Source organism: Sorangium sp. So ce119, assembly GCF_051524405.1.
GTDB lineage: Bacteria > Myxococcota_A > Polyangia > Polyangiales > Polyangiaceae > Sorangium > Sorangium cellulosum_G.
The window spans coordinates 3,150,244-3,170,008 of record NZ_CP150310.1 but is presented as its reverse complement, the minus strand read 5'-3'; the positions used below and the strand labels follow the sequence as shown (position 1 = coordinate 3,170,008).

The 19,765-nt window shown below is 70.9% G+C and carries 15 protein-coding genes; 2 read left to right on the top strand and 13 right to left on the bottom strand.

All coding sequences use genetic code 11. The features are described 5' to 3' along the window. Positions 1–261 precede the first annotated feature (261 nt). The 9 genes from WME76_RS12000 to WME76_RS11960 all read right to left on the bottom strand — a co-directional run bounded on the left by WME76_RS12000 (position 262) and on the right by WME76_RS11960 (position 12,119). The gene (locus WME76_RS12000; RefSeq protein WP_437960272.1) at positions 262–966 is read right to left on the bottom strand and encodes a Bax inhibitor-1/YccA family protein; all 705 of its coding nucleotides are present in this window, start codon (positions 964–966) and stop codon (positions 262–264) included. 284 nt (positions 967–1,250) lie between these two features. Further along, positions 1,251–1,598: a hypothetical protein gene (locus WME76_RS11995; protein ID WP_061619397.1), complete on the bottom strand. Its 348-nt coding sequence runs from the start codon at positions 1,596–1,598 to the stop codon at positions 1,251–1,253. Positions 1,599–1,788: 190 nt separating this feature from the next. Then, positions 1,789–3,216, bottom strand: coding sequence for a ParA family protein (locus WME76_RS11990; RefSeq protein ID WP_437960271.1), 1,428 nt, complete (start codon positions 3,214–3,216; stop codon positions 1,789–1,791). Positions 3,217–3,407: 191 nt separating this feature from the next. Next, positions 3,408–4,976 carry a bifunctional phosphoribosylaminoimidazolecarboxamide formyltransferase/IMP cyclohydrolase gene (purH, locus tag WME76_RS11985; protein WP_437960270.1) on the bottom strand — a complete coding sequence of 523 codons (1,569 nt, stop codon included), beginning with the start codon at positions 4,974–4,976 and terminating at the stop codon, positions 3,408–3,410. 76 nt (positions 4,977–5,052) lie between these two features. Continuing rightward, on the bottom strand, positions 5,053–7,545 hold the full coding sequence (gene lon, locus WME76_RS11980) for an endopeptidase La (RefSeq protein WP_437960269.1): 2,493 nt from the start codon (positions 7,543–7,545) through the stop codon (positions 5,053–5,055). Positions 7,546–7,763: 218 nt separating this feature from the next. Then, the gene (gene clpX / locus WME76_RS11975; RefSeq protein WP_012235779.1) at positions 7,764–9,020 is read right to left on the bottom strand and encodes an ATP-dependent Clp protease ATP-binding subunit ClpX; all 1,257 of its coding nucleotides are present in this window, start codon (positions 9,018–9,020) and stop codon (positions 7,764–7,766) included. A gap of 515 nt (positions 9,021–9,535) precedes the next feature. Further along, entirely contained in the window at positions 9,536–10,180 is a 645-nt protein-coding gene (locus tag WME76_RS11970) for an ATP-dependent Clp protease proteolytic subunit (protein WP_012235778.1), read from the bottom strand. A 246-nt stretch (positions 10,181–10,426) separates the two neighbouring features. Beyond that, positions 10,427–11,719, bottom strand: coding sequence for a trigger factor (tig, locus tag WME76_RS11965; RefSeq protein ID WP_437960268.1), 1,293 nt, complete (start codon positions 11,717–11,719; stop codon positions 10,427–10,429). Between the two features lie 235 nt (positions 11,720–11,954). Beyond that, positions 11,955–12,119: a hypothetical protein gene (locus tag WME76_RS11960; RefSeq protein ID WP_061606239.1), complete on the bottom strand. Its 165-nt coding sequence runs from the start codon at positions 12,117–12,119 to the stop codon at positions 11,955–11,957. Positions 12,120–12,652: 533 nt separating this feature from the next. On the opposite strand from WME76_RS11960, the gene WME76_RS11955 reads away from it, so the two are divergent. Continuing rightward, positions 12,653–13,585 (top strand): ParA family protein, encoded by a 933-nt coding sequence (locus WME76_RS11955; protein WP_437960267.1) that lies wholly within the window; start codon positions 12,653–12,655, stop codon positions 13,583–13,585. Beyond that, positions 13,582–14,490 carry a ParB/RepB/Spo0J family partition protein gene (locus tag WME76_RS11950; protein ID WP_437960266.1) on the top strand — a complete coding sequence of 303 codons (909 nt, stop codon included), beginning with the start codon at positions 13,582–13,584 and terminating at the stop codon, positions 14,488–14,490. The genes WME76_RS11955 and WME76_RS11950 overlap by 4 nt, the downstream gene beginning before the upstream one ends. 133 nt (positions 14,491–14,623) lie before the next feature. On the opposite strand, the gene WME76_RS11945 is transcribed toward WME76_RS11950, so the two are convergent. Genes WME76_RS11945 through WME76_RS11930 form a run of 4 tightly spaced genes read right to left on the bottom strand, consistent with a single transcriptional unit; the run spans position 14,624 to position 19,696 of the window. Further along, on the bottom strand, positions 14,624–15,679 hold the full coding sequence (locus tag WME76_RS11945) for a tetratricopeptide repeat protein (RefSeq protein ID WP_437960265.1): 1,056 nt from the start codon (positions 15,677–15,679) through the stop codon (positions 14,624–14,626). Then, complete coding sequence (gene glnD / locus WME76_RS11940) at positions 15,676–18,537, bottom strand: [protein-PII] uridylyltransferase (protein WP_437960264.1); 2,862 nt, start codon at positions 18,535–18,537, stop codon at positions 15,676–15,678. Before glnD ends, WME76_RS11945 begins: the two co-directional genes overlap by 4 nt. 19 nt (positions 18,538–18,556) lie before the next feature. Next, complete coding sequence (locus WME76_RS11935) at positions 18,557–19,390, bottom strand: CheR family methyltransferase (RefSeq protein WP_437960263.1); 834 nt, start codon at positions 19,388–19,390, stop codon at positions 18,557–18,559. Between the two features lie 18 nt (positions 19,391–19,408). Continuing rightward, positions 19,409–19,696, bottom strand: coding sequence for a hypothetical protein (locus WME76_RS11930; RefSeq protein ID WP_437960262.1), 288 nt, complete (start codon positions 19,694–19,696; stop codon positions 19,409–19,411). Between the last annotated feature and the right edge of the window lie 69 nt (positions 19,697–19,765).

Genomic DNA, 19,765 nt, shown 5'->3' with positions numbered 1-19,765 from the left:
ACCCCGGCCCGCCCCACCGCGCAAGCGTTCCCGTCCGGCCAACGCCACGCCGAGCGGCGCGCTCCGGCATCCGCCACGCCGAGCGGCGCGCCCCGGTGTCCGCCACGCCGAGCCGCGCGCTCCGGTATCCGCCACGCCGAGCGGCGCGCACCCGCACAGGAGACGGGCCCAGATCGGCGTTTTCGGCGCGCAGGCGTGCTCCCGCACGCCGAGCACCGAAAACGTCGAGGTGGGCCCGTATCCGAAGCGGGTGCGTGCCGCTCAGTCGCGGGAGCTGGTGAAGAGGCGGAGGATGTACCAGAACAGCATGGCGACGGACGCGAAGAGCTCGAGCGCGGCGCCGACATACCGGTCCTCGGGGAAGTGGTGGAGGATGTTCGAGGTGTCGTAGAGGATCGCAGCACCGGCGAACGCGACCATGGCGACGCTGAAGAACGTGCCGAGCTCGAAGCCGAACAGCGCGCCGGCCGCGATGAGGACGAGCGCGCAGATGCCGCCCCAGCGAAGGAGCGCGCCCAGGAAGGAGAAGTCCTTGCGGGTCACGAACGCGATCGCGGTGAGGCCCGCGAAGCCGGCCATGGTGGCGAGCCCGGCGCTCTGGATGGCGCCGGGGGCGACCCTGTCCGCGATGAAGAGGAGCGGCACGAAGATGATCGCCTGCGCGAGCACGTAGCCGAGCAGCGCGGCGTACTGCACCGGCTTCGACATGGAGGTGTGCGCGGCGCGGCTGGCCAGCCAGCTCACGAGCATGAACCCCCCGAGCACCAGCAACCAGCTCGTGCCGATCATCGCCCGGGCGATGACCAAGGCGGCGCCGGTCTTGAAGAGCGCGACCTCGATCGCCGCGAAGAGGGCGATCGCCCCGAACAGGTGATTGTACGTTCGCACGAGGAAGCGCTCGCGCGAATCGGCGCCGGCACGGATGGCCGAAGACCGGGCCCCGTATCCTACGTAGTTCTGGTTCATGTTCCCTCTCGTCGGTATAGGCCTCGACCGCTCGCGATACTAGCACGCCGCGTGCCGCCGACGCGATCGCCGGGGCAAGACGCGCTGCGACACGGTGCCGTGGACGCTGACGCTCCAGGGCGGTCTTCTCCGGCGCGCGCCGGATCGCGAGAAGCCGGGATGGCTCCACCACCACCGTACTGCCGGAGCGCCGCCAGGGGACGCTGCGGCGCTCGCGGCCGATGCTGGAACAGCCGGCGTGAACTTCGTGTGGGACGGCGTGGAGGTCCCCCTGAAAAGCTGACTTAGATCCCCTTCGGGATCTTGTCGAGGTCCACCTGGGAGAGGGCGTGACGGATCAACGCGCTCCGGTTGGCCTTCGTCATCCCGCGCGCCTTGAGCGCGCTGACCATCTCGTCCAGGCGCCCGAGATCCTCGGTGTACATCGAGATGCAGATGACCTTGTAGTGCTGCGGTCTCTCGGGTGGCGCTGCCCCCGGCTCGGACGCGGCGCCGGCGCCGGTCGTCCGGGTCTTCGCGCGCGAACGAGGCGCTTCCGCGGGCGTATAGAATGCCCCGGACAGAACACCTTCCACTTCGTCGCGATCGAGCAGCGCCCGCGCGGCGCCCCCGAGATCGCCTTCGCTCTTCATTGCTTCCTCCAGCTCCCTGCCCGCTCCATCCCCGGTGAGACCTCGCGTCGGCGGGTCCCTTCATCCTGTGGAATCCCGCGTCGCGGGTCCCTTCATCCTGCGGGATGCCGCGTTCGCGGGTCCCTTCATCCTGCGGGACTCCGCGTTCGCGGGTCCCTTCATCCTGCGGGACTCCGCGTTCGCGGGTCCCTCATGCGCCCGCCAACGCAGCGCCCGGCCGTTCGGTGCTCCACGACCCCTGATCGCGCGCCGCGCCGGCGTCGGATCCGGTCGCGCCGCGCTCGCGGCTCTCGATGATGCGGTCGACCACCGCGAGGTAATCGTCCGCCGCCGGGGTGCCCGGCGCATACTCGAAGATCGTCTGGCCCTGCGCGGGTGCCTCCTTCACCTTGATGGCCTGGCGGATCGGCGGAAGGCAGCGCTCCCCGAAGTGCTGCGTCATCGTGCTCACCGCCTCGCGCGCGATCTTCGCGCGACCGTCGAAGAACGTCGGAAGCACGCCCCATATCTGCACCGGGTGGTGCAGCAGCGCGTTCACGTTCTTCACCGTCTTGATCACCTGCCGGACACCGACGAGCGACAGGTAATCGCACGCGACCGGGACCAGCACGCTGTCCGCGAGCACCAGCGCGTTCTGGTTCATCAGCGAGAGGCTCGGCGAGCAGTCGAGGACCACGTAGTCGTAGTCGGCCGCCGCGGCGGAGAGCCGGTCCGAGAGCACACGGTCGCGGTTCTGGCGCCCGGCCAGGTAGAGCTCCGCGGCCGCCAGCGTCTCGTTGGACGGCAGGAGATCCAGGTTCGGGCGCACCGTCTTGATCGCGTCCGCGACCCGGAGCCCCATCACGAGCACGTGATAGAGCGATCGCTCCGCGCCGGCGCCGAGCGACACGGAGACGTTCCCCTGCGCGTCGGTGTCGACGAGCAGCACCCGCTTGCCGCGCGCCGCGAGCCCGGCCGCGACGCTCACGGCCGTGGTCGTCTTGCCGGTGCCGCCCTTGTGGTTGAACACCGCGAGGCACCGGGGCACCCCGGTCGGACGCTGCGGCGGCTGCGCCGCCCGCTTCGCACCCCCGGCTGGCGACAGGGGCACCGCGACCGCCCCCTGCTGCCCCCGTGCATCCGCCGGGCGCACCGCCGGCGCGACCGGGGCGGCGGCCAGCGCCGCGGCCGTTCCCGGCGCGCCGGGCCGGCCGGCCCGCTCGGCAGCCGCCGGCTCGCTCGCCTCGGCAGCGGCGCCGGCGCCCCCCGCCGCTGGCACCTCGCGGCGGGTCGACGGCAGTCCTTCCGCCGGCGCCGGCGCCACCGCCGCCGCCGCGATGTCGCCGAGCCGGACCCCCTTCGCCTCGCGCACGAGCTGCGTCCGGCACCCCAGCGAGCACGCGTAGTGCCGCCGCCCGGCGACATAGAGCACCTGCGACACGAGATGCGGGGTGAAGCGCTTTGCGCACGCATCGCACGTGGCGAGCGCGGCGCCGGCCTCCCCGCCGAGCTGGCTCTTTTCCAGGCATTTCTGCGAGCAGAAGAAGGAGAAGCCGCCGTCCTTCTCCTCCATCTGGTACCGGAACTGGACCTCGAATCCGGTCCCGCACACGCTGCACGTCTCGCTGATTCCGCCCACAGCTCGCTCCTTCACGCCGCGCACAGCGCTTTGCCCAGGCGCAGCGTTGACCATCATCACAGTCAAGGACCAAAGGTCAACTTTTCTGCGAGCATGGAAGCGCCGCGCGCGCGGCCACGAGGGCGCCACGCCGAGCGCCTTCCCCGGCCGGGGATCTCGCCCCCGGGGGGATGGGCCGGTGCCAGGGCGGCTCAGTGACGGAAGTGCCGCGTCCCGGTGAACACCATCGCGACCCCCGCCGCGTCGGCAGCCGCGATGACCTCCGCGTCCCTCACGCTGCCTCCGGGCTGCGCGACAGCGGTGATCCCGTGCTCGGCGGCGACCTGCAGGCCGTCCGGGAACGGGAAGTAGGCGTCCGACGCGAGGACGCTCCCGCGAACCCGCTCGCCCGCCTTGCTGCAGGCGATGCGCACGCTCTCGACCCGGGACATCTGCCCGGCGCCGACGCCGACCGTGCTCCCGGGCACCGCGAGCACGATCGCGTTGGATTTCACGTGCTTGCACACCCGCCAGCCGAGCTCGAGCGCCTCGATCTCCCGCTCCGTGGGCGCCCGCTTCGTCACGACCTTGCCGCCGCGGACCTCGCCGGCCGCGGTCGCGTCCCGGGCCTGGACCACGAGGCCCCCGCCGACGCGCTTGAACGTCAGCTCCCGGTGGTCCGCGGGCAGGAGCGCGCCGGTCGCGAGCACCCGGAGGTTCTTCTTGGTCCGGAGCACCTCGACCGCGTCAGGGGTGTAGGCAGGAGCGATCACGCACTCCAGGAACGTCTCGATCAGCACCTCGGCGGCCGCGCGGTCGACCTCGCGGTTCAGCGCGACGATCCCGCCGAAGGCGCTCACGGCGTCGGCCTCGCGCGCCGTCCGGTAGGCGGTCGCGAGGTCGTCGGCCGTCGCGACGCCGCACGGGTTCGTGTGCTTCACCACGACGGCGGCGGGCTGGGTAAACTCCCGCACCGCCTCGAACGCCGCGTCCACGTCGACGAGGTTGTTGAACGACAGCTCTTTCCCGCCCGCGCCCAGCGACTCCGCGAGCGCGAGCGACCCCGCGGCCGCGCCCCGCTCGCGGTAGAAGGCGCCCGACTGGTGCGGGTTCTCGCCGTACCGGAGCGGATAGGCACGCTCGAGGGCAAGCGTCAGGAAGCGCGGATACGCCTCGCGCTCCGCGGCGTTCGGCTCGCCCTCCTCCGGCAGCGAGGAGAGATAGCCGGCCACCATCCCGTCGTAGGCCGCCGTGTGCGCGAACGCCTTCGTGGCGAGCCGGCGGCGCGTGGCGCTCGACACCTCACCTGCCCTGTCGAGCTCGCCGAGCACAGCGTCGTAGTCGGCCGGGTCGACGACCACCGCCACGCGGGCGTGGTTCTTGGCCGCGCTCCGCACCATAGACGGACCGCCGATGTCGATGTTCTCGATGATCTCGGCGTGCGTGACCCCGGGCTTCCGGACCGTCGCCTCGAACGGGTAGAGGTTGCAGACCACGAGGTCGATCGGCGCGCCCCCGAGCCGGCCGAGGTCCTCGTCGTCGATCGCGCCGCGCATCAGGATGCCGCCGTGCACCCTGGGGTGGAGCGTCTTCACCCGGCCATCCATCACCTCGGGAGAGCCGGTATAGGCCTCCACGCCGACGACCGGCACGCTGGCCTCCTGGAGCGCCCGCTGCGTCCCCCCGGTCGAGAGGATCTCCACACCCTTGTCCGCGAGCCGCCTGGCCAGCGGGAGCAATCCCGTCTTGTCGGATACCGAAATCAGTGCGCGTCGAATCATCGCGACGCCAGCTAGTGCGTCTCGGCGCCCGCCGCCAGCCTATCCGTCCAGCGGCGTGCTCCCGCTCGCACGCCGCTCAGGCGGCGGGCGGCGCGGCCGGCGTCGGCTCGCCCGCCGGGGCCGGCGGCGCCTTGGCCGGCGCCTCCTCGGTGACGAGCTCGCCGTCCCGGTACTCCAGGACGTCCTTCGGGGGCCCGAAGACCGCGTTGGGGTCGGGCAGCATGAGCGCTTCCCGGAGCACGTCGTCGACGTGCTCCACGAGCACGAGCCGCAGCGACTTGAGCACCCGCCGCGGCACGTCCCGGAGATCCTTCCGGTTCTCCTTCGGAAGGATCACGGTCTTGATGCCCCCGCGGTGGGCGGCGAGCAGCTTCTCCTTGAGCCCGCCGATCGGCATCACGCGGCCGCGCAGGGTGATCTCGCCCGTCATCGCGAGATCGCGCCGGACGGGCACCTTCATCAGCGCGCTCACGAGCGCTGTCACCATGGTGACGCCGGCGCTCGGCCCGTCCTTCCGGACGAAGTCGGGGAAGTGAATGTGAACGTCGACCTTCTGGTAGACGTCCGCCTCGAGCCCGAGCCGGTCGAGGCGCGAGCGCACGTAGCTCATCGCCGCGTGCCCGCTCTCCTCCATCCCCTTCTCGAGCAACCCCGTGATCACGAGCTTGCCCTTGCCCGGGACCACCGTCGCCTCGGCCGGGAGCAGATCGCCGCCGACGTTGGTCACGGCCAGGCCGTTCACGAGCCCCACCTCGTCGCGCTCCTCGCGCCTGCCGAGCCGGTACTTGGGCACGCCGAGGTACTTCGGGATGCTCTTCGCGACGACCTCGATCGGCTTGTCCTTGCCGTCCGACACGACCTTCCGGGCCACCTTGCGGCACACGCTCGCGATCTCGCGCTCCAGCGAGCGCACGCCGCTCTCCTTCGTGTAGTGGTGGATGATCGTCCGGAGCGCCCCCTCCGTGAAATCGAGCGACACGTCCTCGAGGCCGCACTCCTTGCGCTGCCTGGGAACGAGGTACTTCACCGCGATGTTCAGCTTCTCGAACTCCGTGTAGCCCGAGAGCTGGATGACCTCCATGCGGTCCTGGAGCGGCACCGGGATGCCAGACAGCGTGTTCGCCGTCGTGATGAACATCACGTCGGAGAGGTCGTAGTCGAGATCCAGGTAATGGTCGTTGAAGGTGTGGTTCTGCTCCGGATCGAGCACCTCGAGCAACGCCGCCGCCGGATCGCCGCGGAAATCGGTCGACATCTTGTCGACCTCGTCGAGCAGGAAGACAGGGTTGTTCGTCCCGACCTTCTTGAGCGACTGGATCAGCTTGCCAGGGAGGGCGCCGATGTACGTCCGCCGGTGGCCGCGGATCTCCGCCTCGTCGCGCACGCCGCCGAGCGACAGCCGCACGAACTTGCGCCCCGTCGCGCGCGCGATCGACTTCGCCAGGCTCGTCTTGCCGACGCCGGGCGGGCCAACGAAGCAGAGCACCGGGCCCTTGAGCTTCTTCGTGAGCGCCTGGACCGCGAGGTACTCGAGGATCCGCTCCTTGATCTTCTTCAGCCCGTAATGATCCTCGTCGAGGATGCGCTCGGCCTCCACGAGGTCATAACGCTCCTCGCTCTTGTCGTACCAGGGGAGCTCCAGGATCCAGTCGATGTAGTTGCGCACCACGGTCGCCTCGGCGCTCGTGGGGTGCATCATCTTCAGCTTCTTGAGCTCCTTCTTGACCTTGGCGGCGGCCTCCTTGCTCATCCGCTTGGTCTTGAGGGCCTCCTCGATCTCCTGGATCTCGTTCTTGAATTCGTCGCGCTCGCCGCCACCCAGCTCCTTCTGGATGGCCTGCATCTGCTCGTTGAGATAGTATTCCTTCTGCGTCTTCTCCATCTGCTTCTTGACGCGACTCCGGATCTTCTTCTCCACCTGGAGAATCTCGATCTCGGCCTGCATCAGCTCGATGAGACGCTCGAGCCGCTTCTGCGGCTCCTCCATCTCGAGCAGCGCCTGCCGGTCCGTCAGCTTGATGGTCGGCAGGTTGGCGATGATGGTGTCGGCGAGCCTCGAGGCCTCGTCGATGGCCTGCACCGCCATCAGGACCTCGGGCTGGATCTTCTTGTTGAGCTTGACGTACATCTCGAACGTCGACTGGACCGAGCGCATCAGCGCCTCGACCTCGACGCTCGAGACCGAGCTCTCGATGATCTCGTCGTACTCGATCAGGAAGTACGCATCGCTCTGGACGTAACGGCGGATGCGCGCCCGGCGCTTGCCCTCGATCAGGACCTTCACGGTCCCGTCCGGCAGGCGAAGGAGCTGCATGATCGCGCCGACCGAGCCCACGCCGAAGATGTCGTCCGGCGTCGGGTCGTTCGTCTTCGCGTTTCGCTGCGCGGCGAGGAAGATCTCCTTGCCGCGGTTCATCGCCTCGTCGAGCGCGGCGATGCTGCGCTCGCGCCCGACGAAGAGCTGGGAGACCATATGGGGAAAGACGATGATGTCGCGTAGCGGGAGCAACGGGACGATCCCGCGCTCGGGTGCGTTCTTGCCGCGATCACTGTCGTTCTTGAAGAACATCCGCCGTCTTTCCGGGAGTGTCAGGAGGCCGGGGCAGCCCCGCCTCGGTTGTCACGAGTTTCCTGGTCTACTGCTGAACTTCGGCCGGATCGGCCCGCGTCCCGTGAGGACGCGCGCGGCGCCGGCATGCTGGAAGGGGGGTTGTGGGGGCGAGGCGCGCTTCGGTCCGGCGCCGGCTTCTCGCCGAGCGCCCTGGGCCGCGCCCCCCGGAGCAAGCGCTACGCGAGCTCCGCCTCCTTCGTGTACACGATGAGCGGCGGCTCGTGCTTCACGATCACGTCCTCGCTCACGACGACCTCCTTGATCCCGGTGCGGGACGGGACGTCGTACATGATGTCGAGCATCGCCGACTCGAGGATGGCGCGCAGGCCGCGCGCGCCGCTGTTCCTCTCGAGCGCCTGGCGGGCCACCGCCACGAGCGCGCCCCGGGTGAACTTGACCTTCACCCCGTCCATCTCGAAGAGCTTCTGGTACTGCTTCACCAGGCTGTTCTTCGGCTTCGTGAGGATGTCGATGAGCGCCTCCTCGTTGAGCTCGTGGAGCGTCGCCACCACCGGCAGGCGCCCGATGAACTCCGGGATGAGCCCGAACTTGAGGAGGTCCTCCGGCTGAACGACGCTGAGCAGATCGCCCAGCTTGAAATCCTTCTTCGCCTTGATGTCCGCGCCGAAGCCGAGCGTGTTCTGGCCGATGCGCCGCTGGATGATCTGATCGAGCCCGACGAACGCGCCGCCGCAGATGAACAGGATGTTCGTCGTGTCGACCTGGAGGAAGTCCTGCTGCGGGTGCTTGCGGCCGCCCTTCGGGGGGACGTTCGCGATCGTCCCCTCGATGATCTTGAGCAGCGCCTGCTGCACGCCCTCGCCCGAGACGTCGCGCGTGATGCTCGGGTTGTCGCTCTTCCGGCTGATCTTGTCGATCTCGTCGATGTAGACGATGCCGCGCTGCGCGCGCTCGACGTCGTGGTCCGCGTTCTGGAGGAGCTGGACGATGATGTTCTCGACGTCCTCGCCGACGTAGCCGGCCTCGGTCAGCGTCGTCGCGTCCGCGATGGCGAAGGGGACGTTGATGATCTTGGCGAGCGTCTGCGCGAGGAGCGTCTTGCCCGAGCCCGTCGGGCCCAGCAGGAGGATGTTCGACTTGGACAGCTCCACGTCGTCGGAGGAGACCCGGCTGTCGATACGCTTGTAATGGTTGTGCACCGCGACAGCGAGGATCTTCTTGGCGCGGTTCTGGCCGACGACGTACTCATCCAACGTCGCTTTGATGTCGGCGGGCTTGGGCACCGGGGTCGACCCCGCGTACGGCTCGTCCTTCTCGACCTCCTCCGCGATGATGTCATTGCAGAGCCCGATGCACTCATCACAGATGTACACCGTGGGGCCCGCGATGAGCTTCTTCACCTCTTTCTGCGACTTGCCGCAGAAAGAGCAGCTTAGATTGCCATTCGAGTGATCGTCCCGCCTTCGCTCCACTTCGACCCTCAGTGCGGTCTGCCGACGCTGCCGCTTCAACGAGAGGTGGGGTTCCGCCGTCGCGGCCCCGCCAACTTGAGAGGGGCGCGGCTTCCACCGTCCCCTGGATTTTCAGCGATGCGCAGCCAAACGCCGCGCTCGGATTCTAGTCCGGTGCCCGTACCGTCGCAAGCTAACGGGGGTGGTCTCCAGCCTGTGGCCGAAGTCAGGGAATCGCCCGATGGCGCCCCGGCGCGAGCCGGGGATGAGACCGTGCGCTGCGGGGCAAGCAAAGGATCGGGCGAGGGCAGCGGGGGCGCATCGGCTGACGCTGCCGCGCGCTGCGCGACCGTGCAGCGCCCGCCTCGCGCGACCGTGCAGCGCCGGGCAGCCCCGCGCGCCTGCGCGCCGCCGACGGCGTGGCGTCGCTGCGCGGCGCGCAGGCGCCACGCGGCGCGACGTCGCGCCGCAGCGCGACGCCGCTCCGCGCCGGCCCTCCGCCACAGCACGCCCGCCAGCCGAGGGGGCGCGGGCACCTACTTGTTCCGCTTCGGGAAGACCTCGTCGATCAGGCCGTACTCCTTGGCCTGCGTCGCGCTCAGGTAGAAGTCGCGCTCGATGTCCTTCGCCAGCTCGTCCCGGTTCTTGCCGGTGGCGTCGACGAGGATGTCGATCAGCGTCTCCTTGATCTTCTTGATCTCGCGCGCCTGGATCTCGATGTCCGTCGCCTGGCCGCGCGCGCCGCCGAGCGGCTGGTGGATCATCATCCTCGCGTGCGGCAGCGCGAAGCGCCGACCCTTGCGGCCCGCGCCGAGCAGCACGGCGCCCATCGACGCGGCCTGGCCGATGCACATCGTCGACACCGGGCAACGCACGTACTGCATCGTGTCGTACATCGCGAGCCCCGAGGTCACCACGCCGCCCGGGCTGTTGATGTAGACCTGGATCTCCTTCTCGGGATCCTCGCTCTCGAGGAAGAGGAACTGCGCGATCACGGCGTTCGCGACGAAGTCATCGATCTCCGTGCCGATGAAGACGATGCGATCCTTGAGGAGGCGGCTGAAGATGTTCCACTCCCGCTCGCCGCGGTGGGTCACCTCCGTGACCGTCGGGAGGATGTAGGCCTTCTCGCGTTCGAGAAACTCGATGGCTTGGGTGCGGGTTTCGACTCGTCGGGTCATCCGGTGCTCCGGGGGGTTTCCTGCCGCGCGGCAGGGGCTCTACTCCTGGGCCAGACTGCGTCCGATCGCAAGACCGAACGCGCCCGAGGTTACCGGAATCGTCGGCCGCTCGCCGGGCAACGCACGGAACGCGCGCCGCGCCGGCGCGCAGCGCGCTGGACGTGATCGATGTCGTCGGAGGAGGGCCGCGCGGCGCCACGAGGGCGCCGCGCCGAGCGCTGATCGGCCGTCGCCGGCCGGGGTAGATCAGGCGCCGCTGGGCTGCTGCGTCGGGTCCGCCTCGGCGACCTTCGCCGCGGCCTCGATGATGTCGAGGATCTTGTCCTCGAGGATCATCCCGGCGAAGAGCTCGCGCTTCTGGGGCTCGCGGTACTCGGCCTTGATCTTCGCCACGTTCTTGCCCGTCTGCTCGGCGAGCTCCTCGTAGCCCTTCTCGAGATCGGCCTCGGTGATCTTGACCTGCTTCGCCTTCGCGATCTCGGCCATGACCAGGCCCGCGCGCACCTTCATCTCGGCGTCGAGCCGCACGCGCGCGCGGAACTCCGGCGTCGGATCGATGCGCTGCCCCTGCCGGCGCGCCGTCGCGAGCAGCTCGCGCTCGGCGAGCTGCGCCTGCTGATCGACGAGCGACGGCGGGACCGGGATCGGGTTCGCCTTGCAGAGCTCGATCACGAGCTGCTCGGCGACGGCGTCGCTCGCCCGCTGCGTCAGCTCCTTCTCGAGCTTCTTGCGCACCGACTCGCGGAGCGCGGGGAGGCTCTCCTCGCCGCAGTCCTTCGCGAACTCGTCGTCGACCTCCGGGAAGATGCGCTCGCGCAGGTCCTTCAGCGTGATGTGGAAGGTCGCCTCCTTGCCACGGAGGTCCGCGTTCGAGTGCTGCTCGGAGAACGTGACCTGGACGTCCTTCGCCTGGCCGGGCGTCATCCCGAGGAGGGCGTCCTCGATCTCCTTGAAGACCTGGCCGCTGCCGAGCTCGGTCTCGATCTCCTGCTCCTTCGTGTCGCGCAGCGCGCCGCCGATCTCCAGGGTGAAGGAGATCGTCGCCATGTCGCCCTTGGCCGCGGGGCGCTCGGGCTCGGGCGCCTGCAGCGTCGAGTGCTCGCGCCGCAGGGCGGTGAGCTCGGCGTCGATCATCTCCTCGGACGGCGTGGTCGAGGGGCGCTTCACCTCGAAGCCCTCCCACTTCACCTCGGCGATGTCGGGGCGGACCTCGAAGCGCGCCTTGTAGGAGAACGTGTCGTCGGGGCGGAGCTCGGTGGGCGCGATGGCCGGCTGGGACAGGGGCTGCACCTGCTTGTCGGCGAGCGCCTGGTTCAGCGTGGCGTCCACGAGCCGCTGGGCGACATCGGCGTGGATGCGGCCGCCGTAGAGGTGCGCGAGCACCTGGCGCGGCGCCTTGCCAGGCCGGTAGCCCCGGACCCGGGCCGTCCGCTGGAGCGCCGTATAGGCCTTGTCGACCTCGCTCCGGACGCGGTCCGCGGGGACCTCCACCTGAAACTCCATCAGCACGGGAGAAAGCTTTTCGACGTTGACTTGCATGGCGTTCTTTTCGAAGGCGGCACTCGTGCCACGCGTCGCCGGGGGGGTCAAGACGAGCGACAGGACGCTGCTTGAAAAAAAGGAGCCCCGGCGGAGAGGCGGCCGCCGGGGCTCGGATCCCGGGAGGGATCGTGCAAGCTGATGTGCATCGCCGCGCGGCGCGCCGTCGTCGACGGCGTCGCGGCTCAGCGGGGCGCGGGAGCGACGAGGCCCGTCCGCGACGCACCGGCCGCGCTCAGTCGTCGTCCGAGACGTCGAAGGGGTCCTTCTCGAAATCGAGCTCAGCGTCGAAGGATCCCTCGTCCTCGACGATGTCCTCGAGCGAGAAGCCCACACGGTTCGGGCGCAGAATCTCCCGCTCGAACTCGGCAAAGTTCTGATACGATTTGGGAAGCGGCATCTGTCCTCCTCACATGTGCCGAGGCGACGTCGGGGCGTCGGTCCGCTCGGCGAAGCTGGGCGTCACGTCCGTGGATCCAGGGGCGGTCAGCGCTGCCCCTCGACGCGCGTCGAGGGCAGACGACGGGGCGAGCCGGTCGCCGACCTGCGTTGAAGCGAAGGCGAAAGCACTAGGACCTGCGCAGGCGCGAGCAACGAAGGCGCGCGCCCGTCGCACCAGAACGCGCGGGCAAGGACACGGTCGACAGGGCCGGAGTCGCCGCAAGCCAGCAGCGCCCCACCGAGGCCGAAGCAGCGGCCCCGCCTCGAGCCGCGCCCGCGGATCGACAGCCGCGCCGCGCGCTCACCCTTGACCACATCAAGCGACATGTGGGGCACTGTATACACCCCCGCCGTTCAGGCCAACAATCCGGCGAGCGAACCCGCGCAGGGCCGGACGCGCGCGTCCGGTCGAACGTGCAGGCCGAGGCGCCGCATCTCTCGACGTGCCGATGGGGGTCGTGTAAGCAGCCGGGTCGGACGCGACACAGCACGATGCCATCGCCCAACGAGGGGGGCGCGCCCGGCAAGCCCGGCGCCGCCCCCAAGCCTTCGCCTGTCGTCTTTGCCGTCGCCAACCAGAAGGGGGGCGTCGGCAAGACCACGACCTCGGTCAACCTGGCCGCGAGCTTCGCCGCGGCGGAGCGCCGTACCCTGCTCGTCGACTGCGATCCGCAGGGGAACGCGTCGAGCGGCGTCGGCGTGCGGCGCGGGAGCTTCGAGCTGTCCCTCTACGACGTCATGATCGGGCGGGCGACGCTGAAGGAGGCGGTCGTCGCGACCGAGGTGCCGCTGCTCGACGTGGTGCCCGCGACCCAGGACCTCGTCGCGGCGGAGCTCGAGCTGGTCGACGCGGACGATCGCGCGGTGCGGCTGCGGCACGCGCTGCGCCCGCACCTCGACGGGTACGCCTTCGTCGTCCTCGACTGCCCGCCGTCGCTCGGCCTGCTGACGCTCAACGCGCTCACCGCGGCCCACCGGGTGCTCGTGCCGCTCCAGTGCGAGTACTACGCGCTCGAGGGGCTGACGCACCTCATGGCGACTATCGACCGGGTGCGGAGCGCCTTCAACCCGGAGCTCACGGTCGAGGGCGTCGTCCTCACGATGTTCGACGGGCGCAACTCGCTCACGCACCAGGTGGCCGACGAGGTGAAGGCGCACTTCCGCGTGTTCGACGCGATCATCCCGCGCAACGTGAAGCTCAGCGAGGCGCCGTCCCACGGCAAGCCGGCGCTGCTCTACGACGCGCAGTCGAAGGGCGCGCAGGGCTACCTGAGCCTCGCGCGCGAGATCCTGGACGGCCCGCCCGCCGCCGCGGACCCGAAGAAGCGGCAGCGCGGGGACGCCGCCCAGGCGGAGCCGCAGGCCGAGCCCTCACCCCCGCCCACCACCGGAGCGCGCGCGAGGGACGCACGACCCAGATCATGAATGCCGATCAGAAAGGGGCGCGGCGCGCGCTCGGACGGGGGCTCGACGCCCTGCTCCCGGCGGCGCCGCCGGCGACATCGACGGCGGCCGAAGGGCGCAGCGTGTTCGTGTGCGCGATCGAGAAGATCGTGCCGCAGAAGGGGCAGCCGCGGCAGCACTTCGACGAGACCGAGCTCGAGGAGCTCACCGGGAGCATCCGCGAGCACGGGCTCATCGAGCCGCTCATCGTGCGCAGGACGCAGTCCAGCAACGACACCTTCGAGCTCATCGCGGGCGAGCGGCGGTGGCGCGCGGCGCAGCGCGCGGGGCTCCGGGAGGTGCTCGTCGTCGTCAAGGACGTCTCCCCCAAGGAGGCGTTCGAGCTGGCGCTGGTCGAGAACGTGCAGCGGGCCGATCTCAACCCGATCGAGATCGCCGAGGCGTTCGATCGGCTGCTGCGCGAGCACAGCTACACGCACCAGACGCTCGCGGAGCGCGTCGGCAAGGACCGCACGACGATCGTCAACTCGCTCCGGCTCCTCCGCCTGCCGCCGCGCATCCGCACCATGGTGATCTCGCGCGAGCTCAGCGAGGGTCACGCGCGGGCGCTGCTCGGCGCGCCGAGCGACAAGGTGATGGCCGACGTCGCCGAGCGGACCGTCCACGGCAAGCTCCCGGTCCGCAAGGTCGAGGCGCTGATCAAGGCGGCGAAGGAGAAGGAGGCCCGGGGGGCCACCGACGGCGAGGAGCCGGGCGAGAAGAAGCGCGCGGGGAAGTCGCCGGCGATCAAGGACCTGGAGGCGCGCCTCATGCGCCGGCTCGGGACCCGCGTCGAGGTCCGCGATCAGGGGGGCCACGGCGAGCTCGGCATCACGTACGGCTCGCTCGACGAGCTGGACAGGATCATCGCGCTGCTGGGTGCGTGAGCCGCCGCGCGCAGGCGTGCGCCTGCCCGGCGCCAGCTGCGCGCGACCCGCTCGAGCGACGCCGCGCGACGGCGCGGCGCCCGCTGCCGCGCCCGGGCGCGGCGATCCGGCGCGCGATCGCCGCGCGACGGCGTCACTTCAGCCTGGCGCTGAGCTCCTTCACCTTGGCGCGGGCGCGCTTGCCGATCTCGGTGTCGCCGCCGTGCTTCCCGGCCTCGGTGAGCGCCGCGAGCGCGCTCTGCGGCTTGCGGTCGGCCAGGAACGACAGGCCGAGGTAGTAGTGCGCGGCCGCGAACCGCGGATCCACCTTGATCGCCGCCTGGTAGTCCCCGCGCGCCCCCGCCTCATCGCCGAGCTCGTGGCGGCACGTCCCGCGGCGCACGTGGAACTCGGCCTCCGGCTTCAGCTTGATGGCGCGGTCGAAGGCCGCCACGCAGTCCGCGTACGCCTTCGCCGGCCCGAGCATCCGGCCGATCGTGGCGATCGTCGCCACGTCGTCGCCGGTCGCGGCGAGCGCCTTCCTGAGCTCCGCGGCGGCCCGGTCGAGCTCCTTCGCCTCGAACAGCATGGCGCCGTACGCGAAGCGCGTGGCCGCCGAGTCCTCGGCCTTGAGCGCCGCCTCGTAGTGCTTGCTCGCGTTCGCGACGTCCTTCTTCAGGCCGTACGCGTAGCCGAGGTTCTGGTGGAGCGCGCCCCGGTCCGGCGCCTGCTCGACGGCCTTCGTGAGCACCGCGATCGCCTCGTCGGGGCGCGGCGGCTCGTCCAGGTAGAGCGCCGCCAGGTTCAGCGCGGCGGCCTCGAGCTTCGGGTCGCTCGCGAGCGCCTTCTTGTACGACGCCTCGGCGCCGGCGCGGTCGTTCGTCTTCTCGCGCGCGAGCCCGAGGTAGTAGTGCGCCTCGGCGCTGCCCGGCTCGTGCTCGATCGCCTGGAGGAGATGCTGCTTCGCCTCCTCGTACCGCTCGTTCTTGATGTACGCGACGCCCCGATCCAGCGCCGTGGACGACGCGCCCTTCGAGGTCGCCGCGTCGCTGCCCTCGGGCGGATCGGCGAAGAGCTGCTCGCGCGGGGGCTCCTGCGCTCCACCGCATGCTGCGGCGCACGCCGCGAGCGCCGCGACCGCCGCCGCCGCCACCACCCGATGAGCGGCGGGCCTCGCCCACGCCGCGCGCGACAACCACCTCTCGTTCATCCGACACTCCCTTCGCCGTCCAGGCCCTGGAGCACCGCATGGAGCCGCTCCTCGACCTCTTGCATCCGATTGCCGTTCGAGATCTTCGTCCCGTCCGCCTCGCTCACATAGAACACGTCGGCCACGCGCGTCCCCTCCGTGTTGATCTTGGCGACCGAGATCGAGAGGCCGAGCTGGTAGAGCGCGTCCGAGACCGCGAACAGGAGGCCGGGGCGATCGCGCGCGAGGACCTCGATCACCGTGTGGTGGGAGGCGCGGTCGTCGATGGATATCTGCGTCCGGACCTTGGGCGTCGGGCGCTCGCGCAGCGCGCCGCCCCGCCGCTTCTTGGCGAGCTCCGCGCCGGAGAGCTGGCCCGTGAGCACCGCCTGGATGTCGGCCATGAGCTTCGGGATCGCGCGGGCCACGCCCCCTACCCCCTCGCCGCGGTCGCGCACCCAGAACAGGTCGACCGCCTGGAGGCGCACGCCCGCCGGCGGAGACGAGCTCGCCCGCGCGCGGATCGCGCCGCCGTCGTCGAGGCCCTGATCGTCGCACGCGCGCGAGTGGATCTGCGCGGCGTGGACCTCGAGGCGCGAGGCGGCGAGCGCCGCCGTGATCGCCGCGAGCAGGCCGGGGCGATCCGGCGCGACCACGCAGATCTCCGCGGCCTCCGGGTGCCGCGACGGCACGAGCGCGACCGAGACGCCGTTGCCGTTGCCCTGCTGCTGCCGCGCGAGCTCGGCGTGCGCGGCGATCGCGACCGGGCTGTTCGCGAGCAGGTAGCGCTCGGGCATCGACGCGAGGTAGCGGGCGAGGAAGTCTCGCTGCGCGCGCCGCTCCGCCTCGCTCGCGGCCGGCATGTCCTCGAGGGCGCCCACCGTGCCGCTGATCGCGCGGGCCATGCGCTGGTCGTCGACGCCGAGCGGCCCGCCGTCCTCGCGCGCGCCGCGCAGGGCCGCGTCGGCCGAGAGGTACAGCTCGTCGAGCATCCGCGCCTTCCACGACGTCATCGACGTGGGGCTCGTGGTCGACAGATCGGCGACCGTGAGCAGGTAGAGGTCGCGCAGCCCCTCGCGGCCGTGCACCTCCTGGCAGAACTCCGAGATCGTCGCGGGGTCGTCGAGATCGCGCCGCGTCGCGATGAGGTACATCACGAGGTGCTTCAGGATGAGGTGGCACGCCTCGTCGACGTCCTCCGGAGGGAAGCCGAGCCGCTCCAGGATCTTCCTCGCCATCTCGGCGCCGCGCCGGCTGTGATCGGTGCCGCCGATCGCCTTGCCCACGTCGTGCAGGAGCGTGGCGAAGAACAGCATCGTCGGCCGCGTCGCCTCGGCGGCGAGCCGGCACGGGAGGCCGAACTCGCCCGCGAGCTCGCCGCGCGCGAGCGCCGCGAGCCGATCGACCGCGGCCACCGAGTGCACGTCGACGGTGTAGACGTGGTAGACGTCGTGGTGGACGCGCCCGACGACCGGCAAGAACTCGGGGATCATCGCGAGCAGCAGGCCGAGGTCGTGCAGCTCGCGCACCACCGAGCCGCTCTGGAGCGAGGTCTCCTTGCACGTGGCGACGAGGGTCCGGAACCGCTCGGCGGCCTCGGGGCTCTCGCGGAGCGCCGCGCAGAACGCAGGATCGCCGGCGGCGCGCACGATCGCCCCGCGGGCGTAGGGCAGGAGCGGGACGCCGCGCTCGACGGCCTCGGAGACGAGCCGCAGCGCGATGGCCGGGTCGGTCCGGAGCAGATCCGGATCGCTCATCGTGATGCAGCCGTCGAAGAGGCGGACGCCGCGGCCGAGATCCTCGTCGCGGCGGCGGCGCCGCGTGAGCGTCGGCGTGGCGCGCGAGACGATGACGTCCAGGGCGCGCGAGATGGTCCGAGCGCTCCGGTAGTAGTCGCTCATCATGCGCTCGATCGCCTCGGGCGACACGGCGGGCTCGTCGGCGGACGGCGCGGCCTTCTGGCCGTCGCCGGCGGGCCCCGCGGCCTTGCTGTAGCCGAGCGCGCCCGCGCACAGCTCCTGCTCGTCGAACGTGAGCCGGTCGGTCCGCCGCCCGGAGTGAGCGTGGAGGAGGTTGCGGATGCGCCAGAGCATCTCGGCGGCGCCGCGGATCTCCTCGGCCTCGCGGGCGACGAGCGCGCCGAAGCGGACCAGCGCGTCGAACTCGCCGACGCCGTAGCGCGCCTTCGCCGCCCAGCGGGCGACGTCGAGATCGCGGAGCCCGCCCGCGCCGTTCTTCACGTCGGGCTCGAGCAGGTAGACCGAGCCGCCGAAGCGCTCGTGGCGCTGCGAGATCTCCTTGCCGAGCCGCTCGATGAAGCGGGGCAGCTCCGAGTGCGCGAAGATGCCCATCGCGGCGCGCTGCCAGAGCGACTCGGACAGCGACGCGTCGCCGACGACGTGCCGCCAGTCGAGCAGGCTCGTCGCGGTCGGCAGATCCTCGCGCGCGCCCTCGACGAGGTCGTCGATGGTGACGACCTGGTGCCCCACGGTGACCCCCATGTCCCAGAGCGGGTAGAGCAGCGCGTCCGCGATGGCGCCGGCGCGCTGGGCGTCGCGGGCGAGGATGCGCACGTCGAGATCGCTCCGCAGCGCGACGGCGCCGCGGCCGTAGCCGCCGACCCCGGCGATCGCGACCGAATCCCACGCGGCGCGGCTCGGCGCGCCGGACTCGCGCAGCAGGTGGAAGAGGCGGCCGAGGAGGTCGTCGAGCAGCTTCGCGTGGCGCCGCCCGAGGACGACCCCGAGCGCGGAGGGATCCGCGGCCGGCGTGGGGCCGCTCGGCACGGTGCGGTCGAGCCCCGCGCGTTCGCGCGCGTAGGCGGCGCGGAGCTCGGCGAGCCCGCTGGGCCTGGACGTGGGGGAGAGGTCGAAGCTCATTCGATGTGGTGTAGCTCTCTCAGGAGCCCGGGGCGCGGAAGGCGGTGACGTGAGCGTTCACCCTGACCGAGGTGAGTCCGGCGCTGCAGAGCCGCGGCGCCTCGCTCGCGGCCGAGAAGAGCAGCCCACCCGGGCTGAGCTCGGCCGCGAGGCGGCGGGCCACCGCGTCGCCAGCCGGCTCAGCGAGATACAGGAGCACGTTCTTGAAGAAGATGATCTGGAAACCGCCGCTCGGTACGGCGTGCACCAGGTCGCAGACCTCGAAAGATACGACGTCGCGGAGCTTCTGGCAGACGTGCAGCGCTCCGCCCTTCTGCTCACAGTACCGCTGAAGCAGGGCCGGGGGGAGCTGCTCGGCGGCCTCCGGGGCGTAGACGGCCTCGCGCGCCGCCTCGATCGCCGCCGGGGCGCGGTCGACTCCGAGCACGCTGAAGCGGCGGCCGGCGCTGGCGAGGATCATCCCCAGCGTGTAGGCCTCCTCGCCGGTGCTGCAGCCGGCCGAGAGGCCGGCGATGGGGAGGTCGGGCGGGAGCCTGGGCAGCACCGAGGAGACGATGGCCTCCCAGATGATGGGATCGCGGTAGAACCGCGTCTCGCCCACGCGGAGCGCGCTGACGATCTCCTCGGAGGCCTCCCTGTCGTCGTGCAGCCGCTCGGCGGCCGCGAGCGGGGAGACGCCGTGGCGCGCGGCGACGCCGCTCAGGACGGTGAGGACCCGCTCGCGCACCCACCCGGGGGCGGCGAGGCTGCGGCCGAGGCCGAACCGGCGCTGCAGATCGGCGAGCGCCAGGTCGACGGCGCGCTCGGCGGCCCGCCCCCCAGGACCTCCACCCGCTCTCGGCGATCTGGCCATACGAAGGCGACGCCGCGATCAGCCCAGGAAGCCGGCCTTCCTGGCCTGCGCTCCCTTGCCACCGCCGTCGAGGGCGATGGCGAACACGTCCTTCAGGGCGAGCACGAAGGTCTCGCCCTTGGTGCTGCGGGCCTTCAGGAGCCCGCCCACGCTCGAGACCGCCTCGATCTTGCTCACCGGGAGCGACACGCCTTCGTGGGCGGCGTAGAGCGTGAGCACCCGCCCTTCGGGGAGCTCGGCCCAGCCATCCTTGTCGATCTTGGCCTCGGCCGTGTCGAGGGCTGCCTTGAGTATGTCGTCGGTCATGAGCAACGTTTCCGTCCCACGCCCGGCCGCGTCAAGCGCGTGCTGAGCCTTACGGCAATGCAAGGCGAT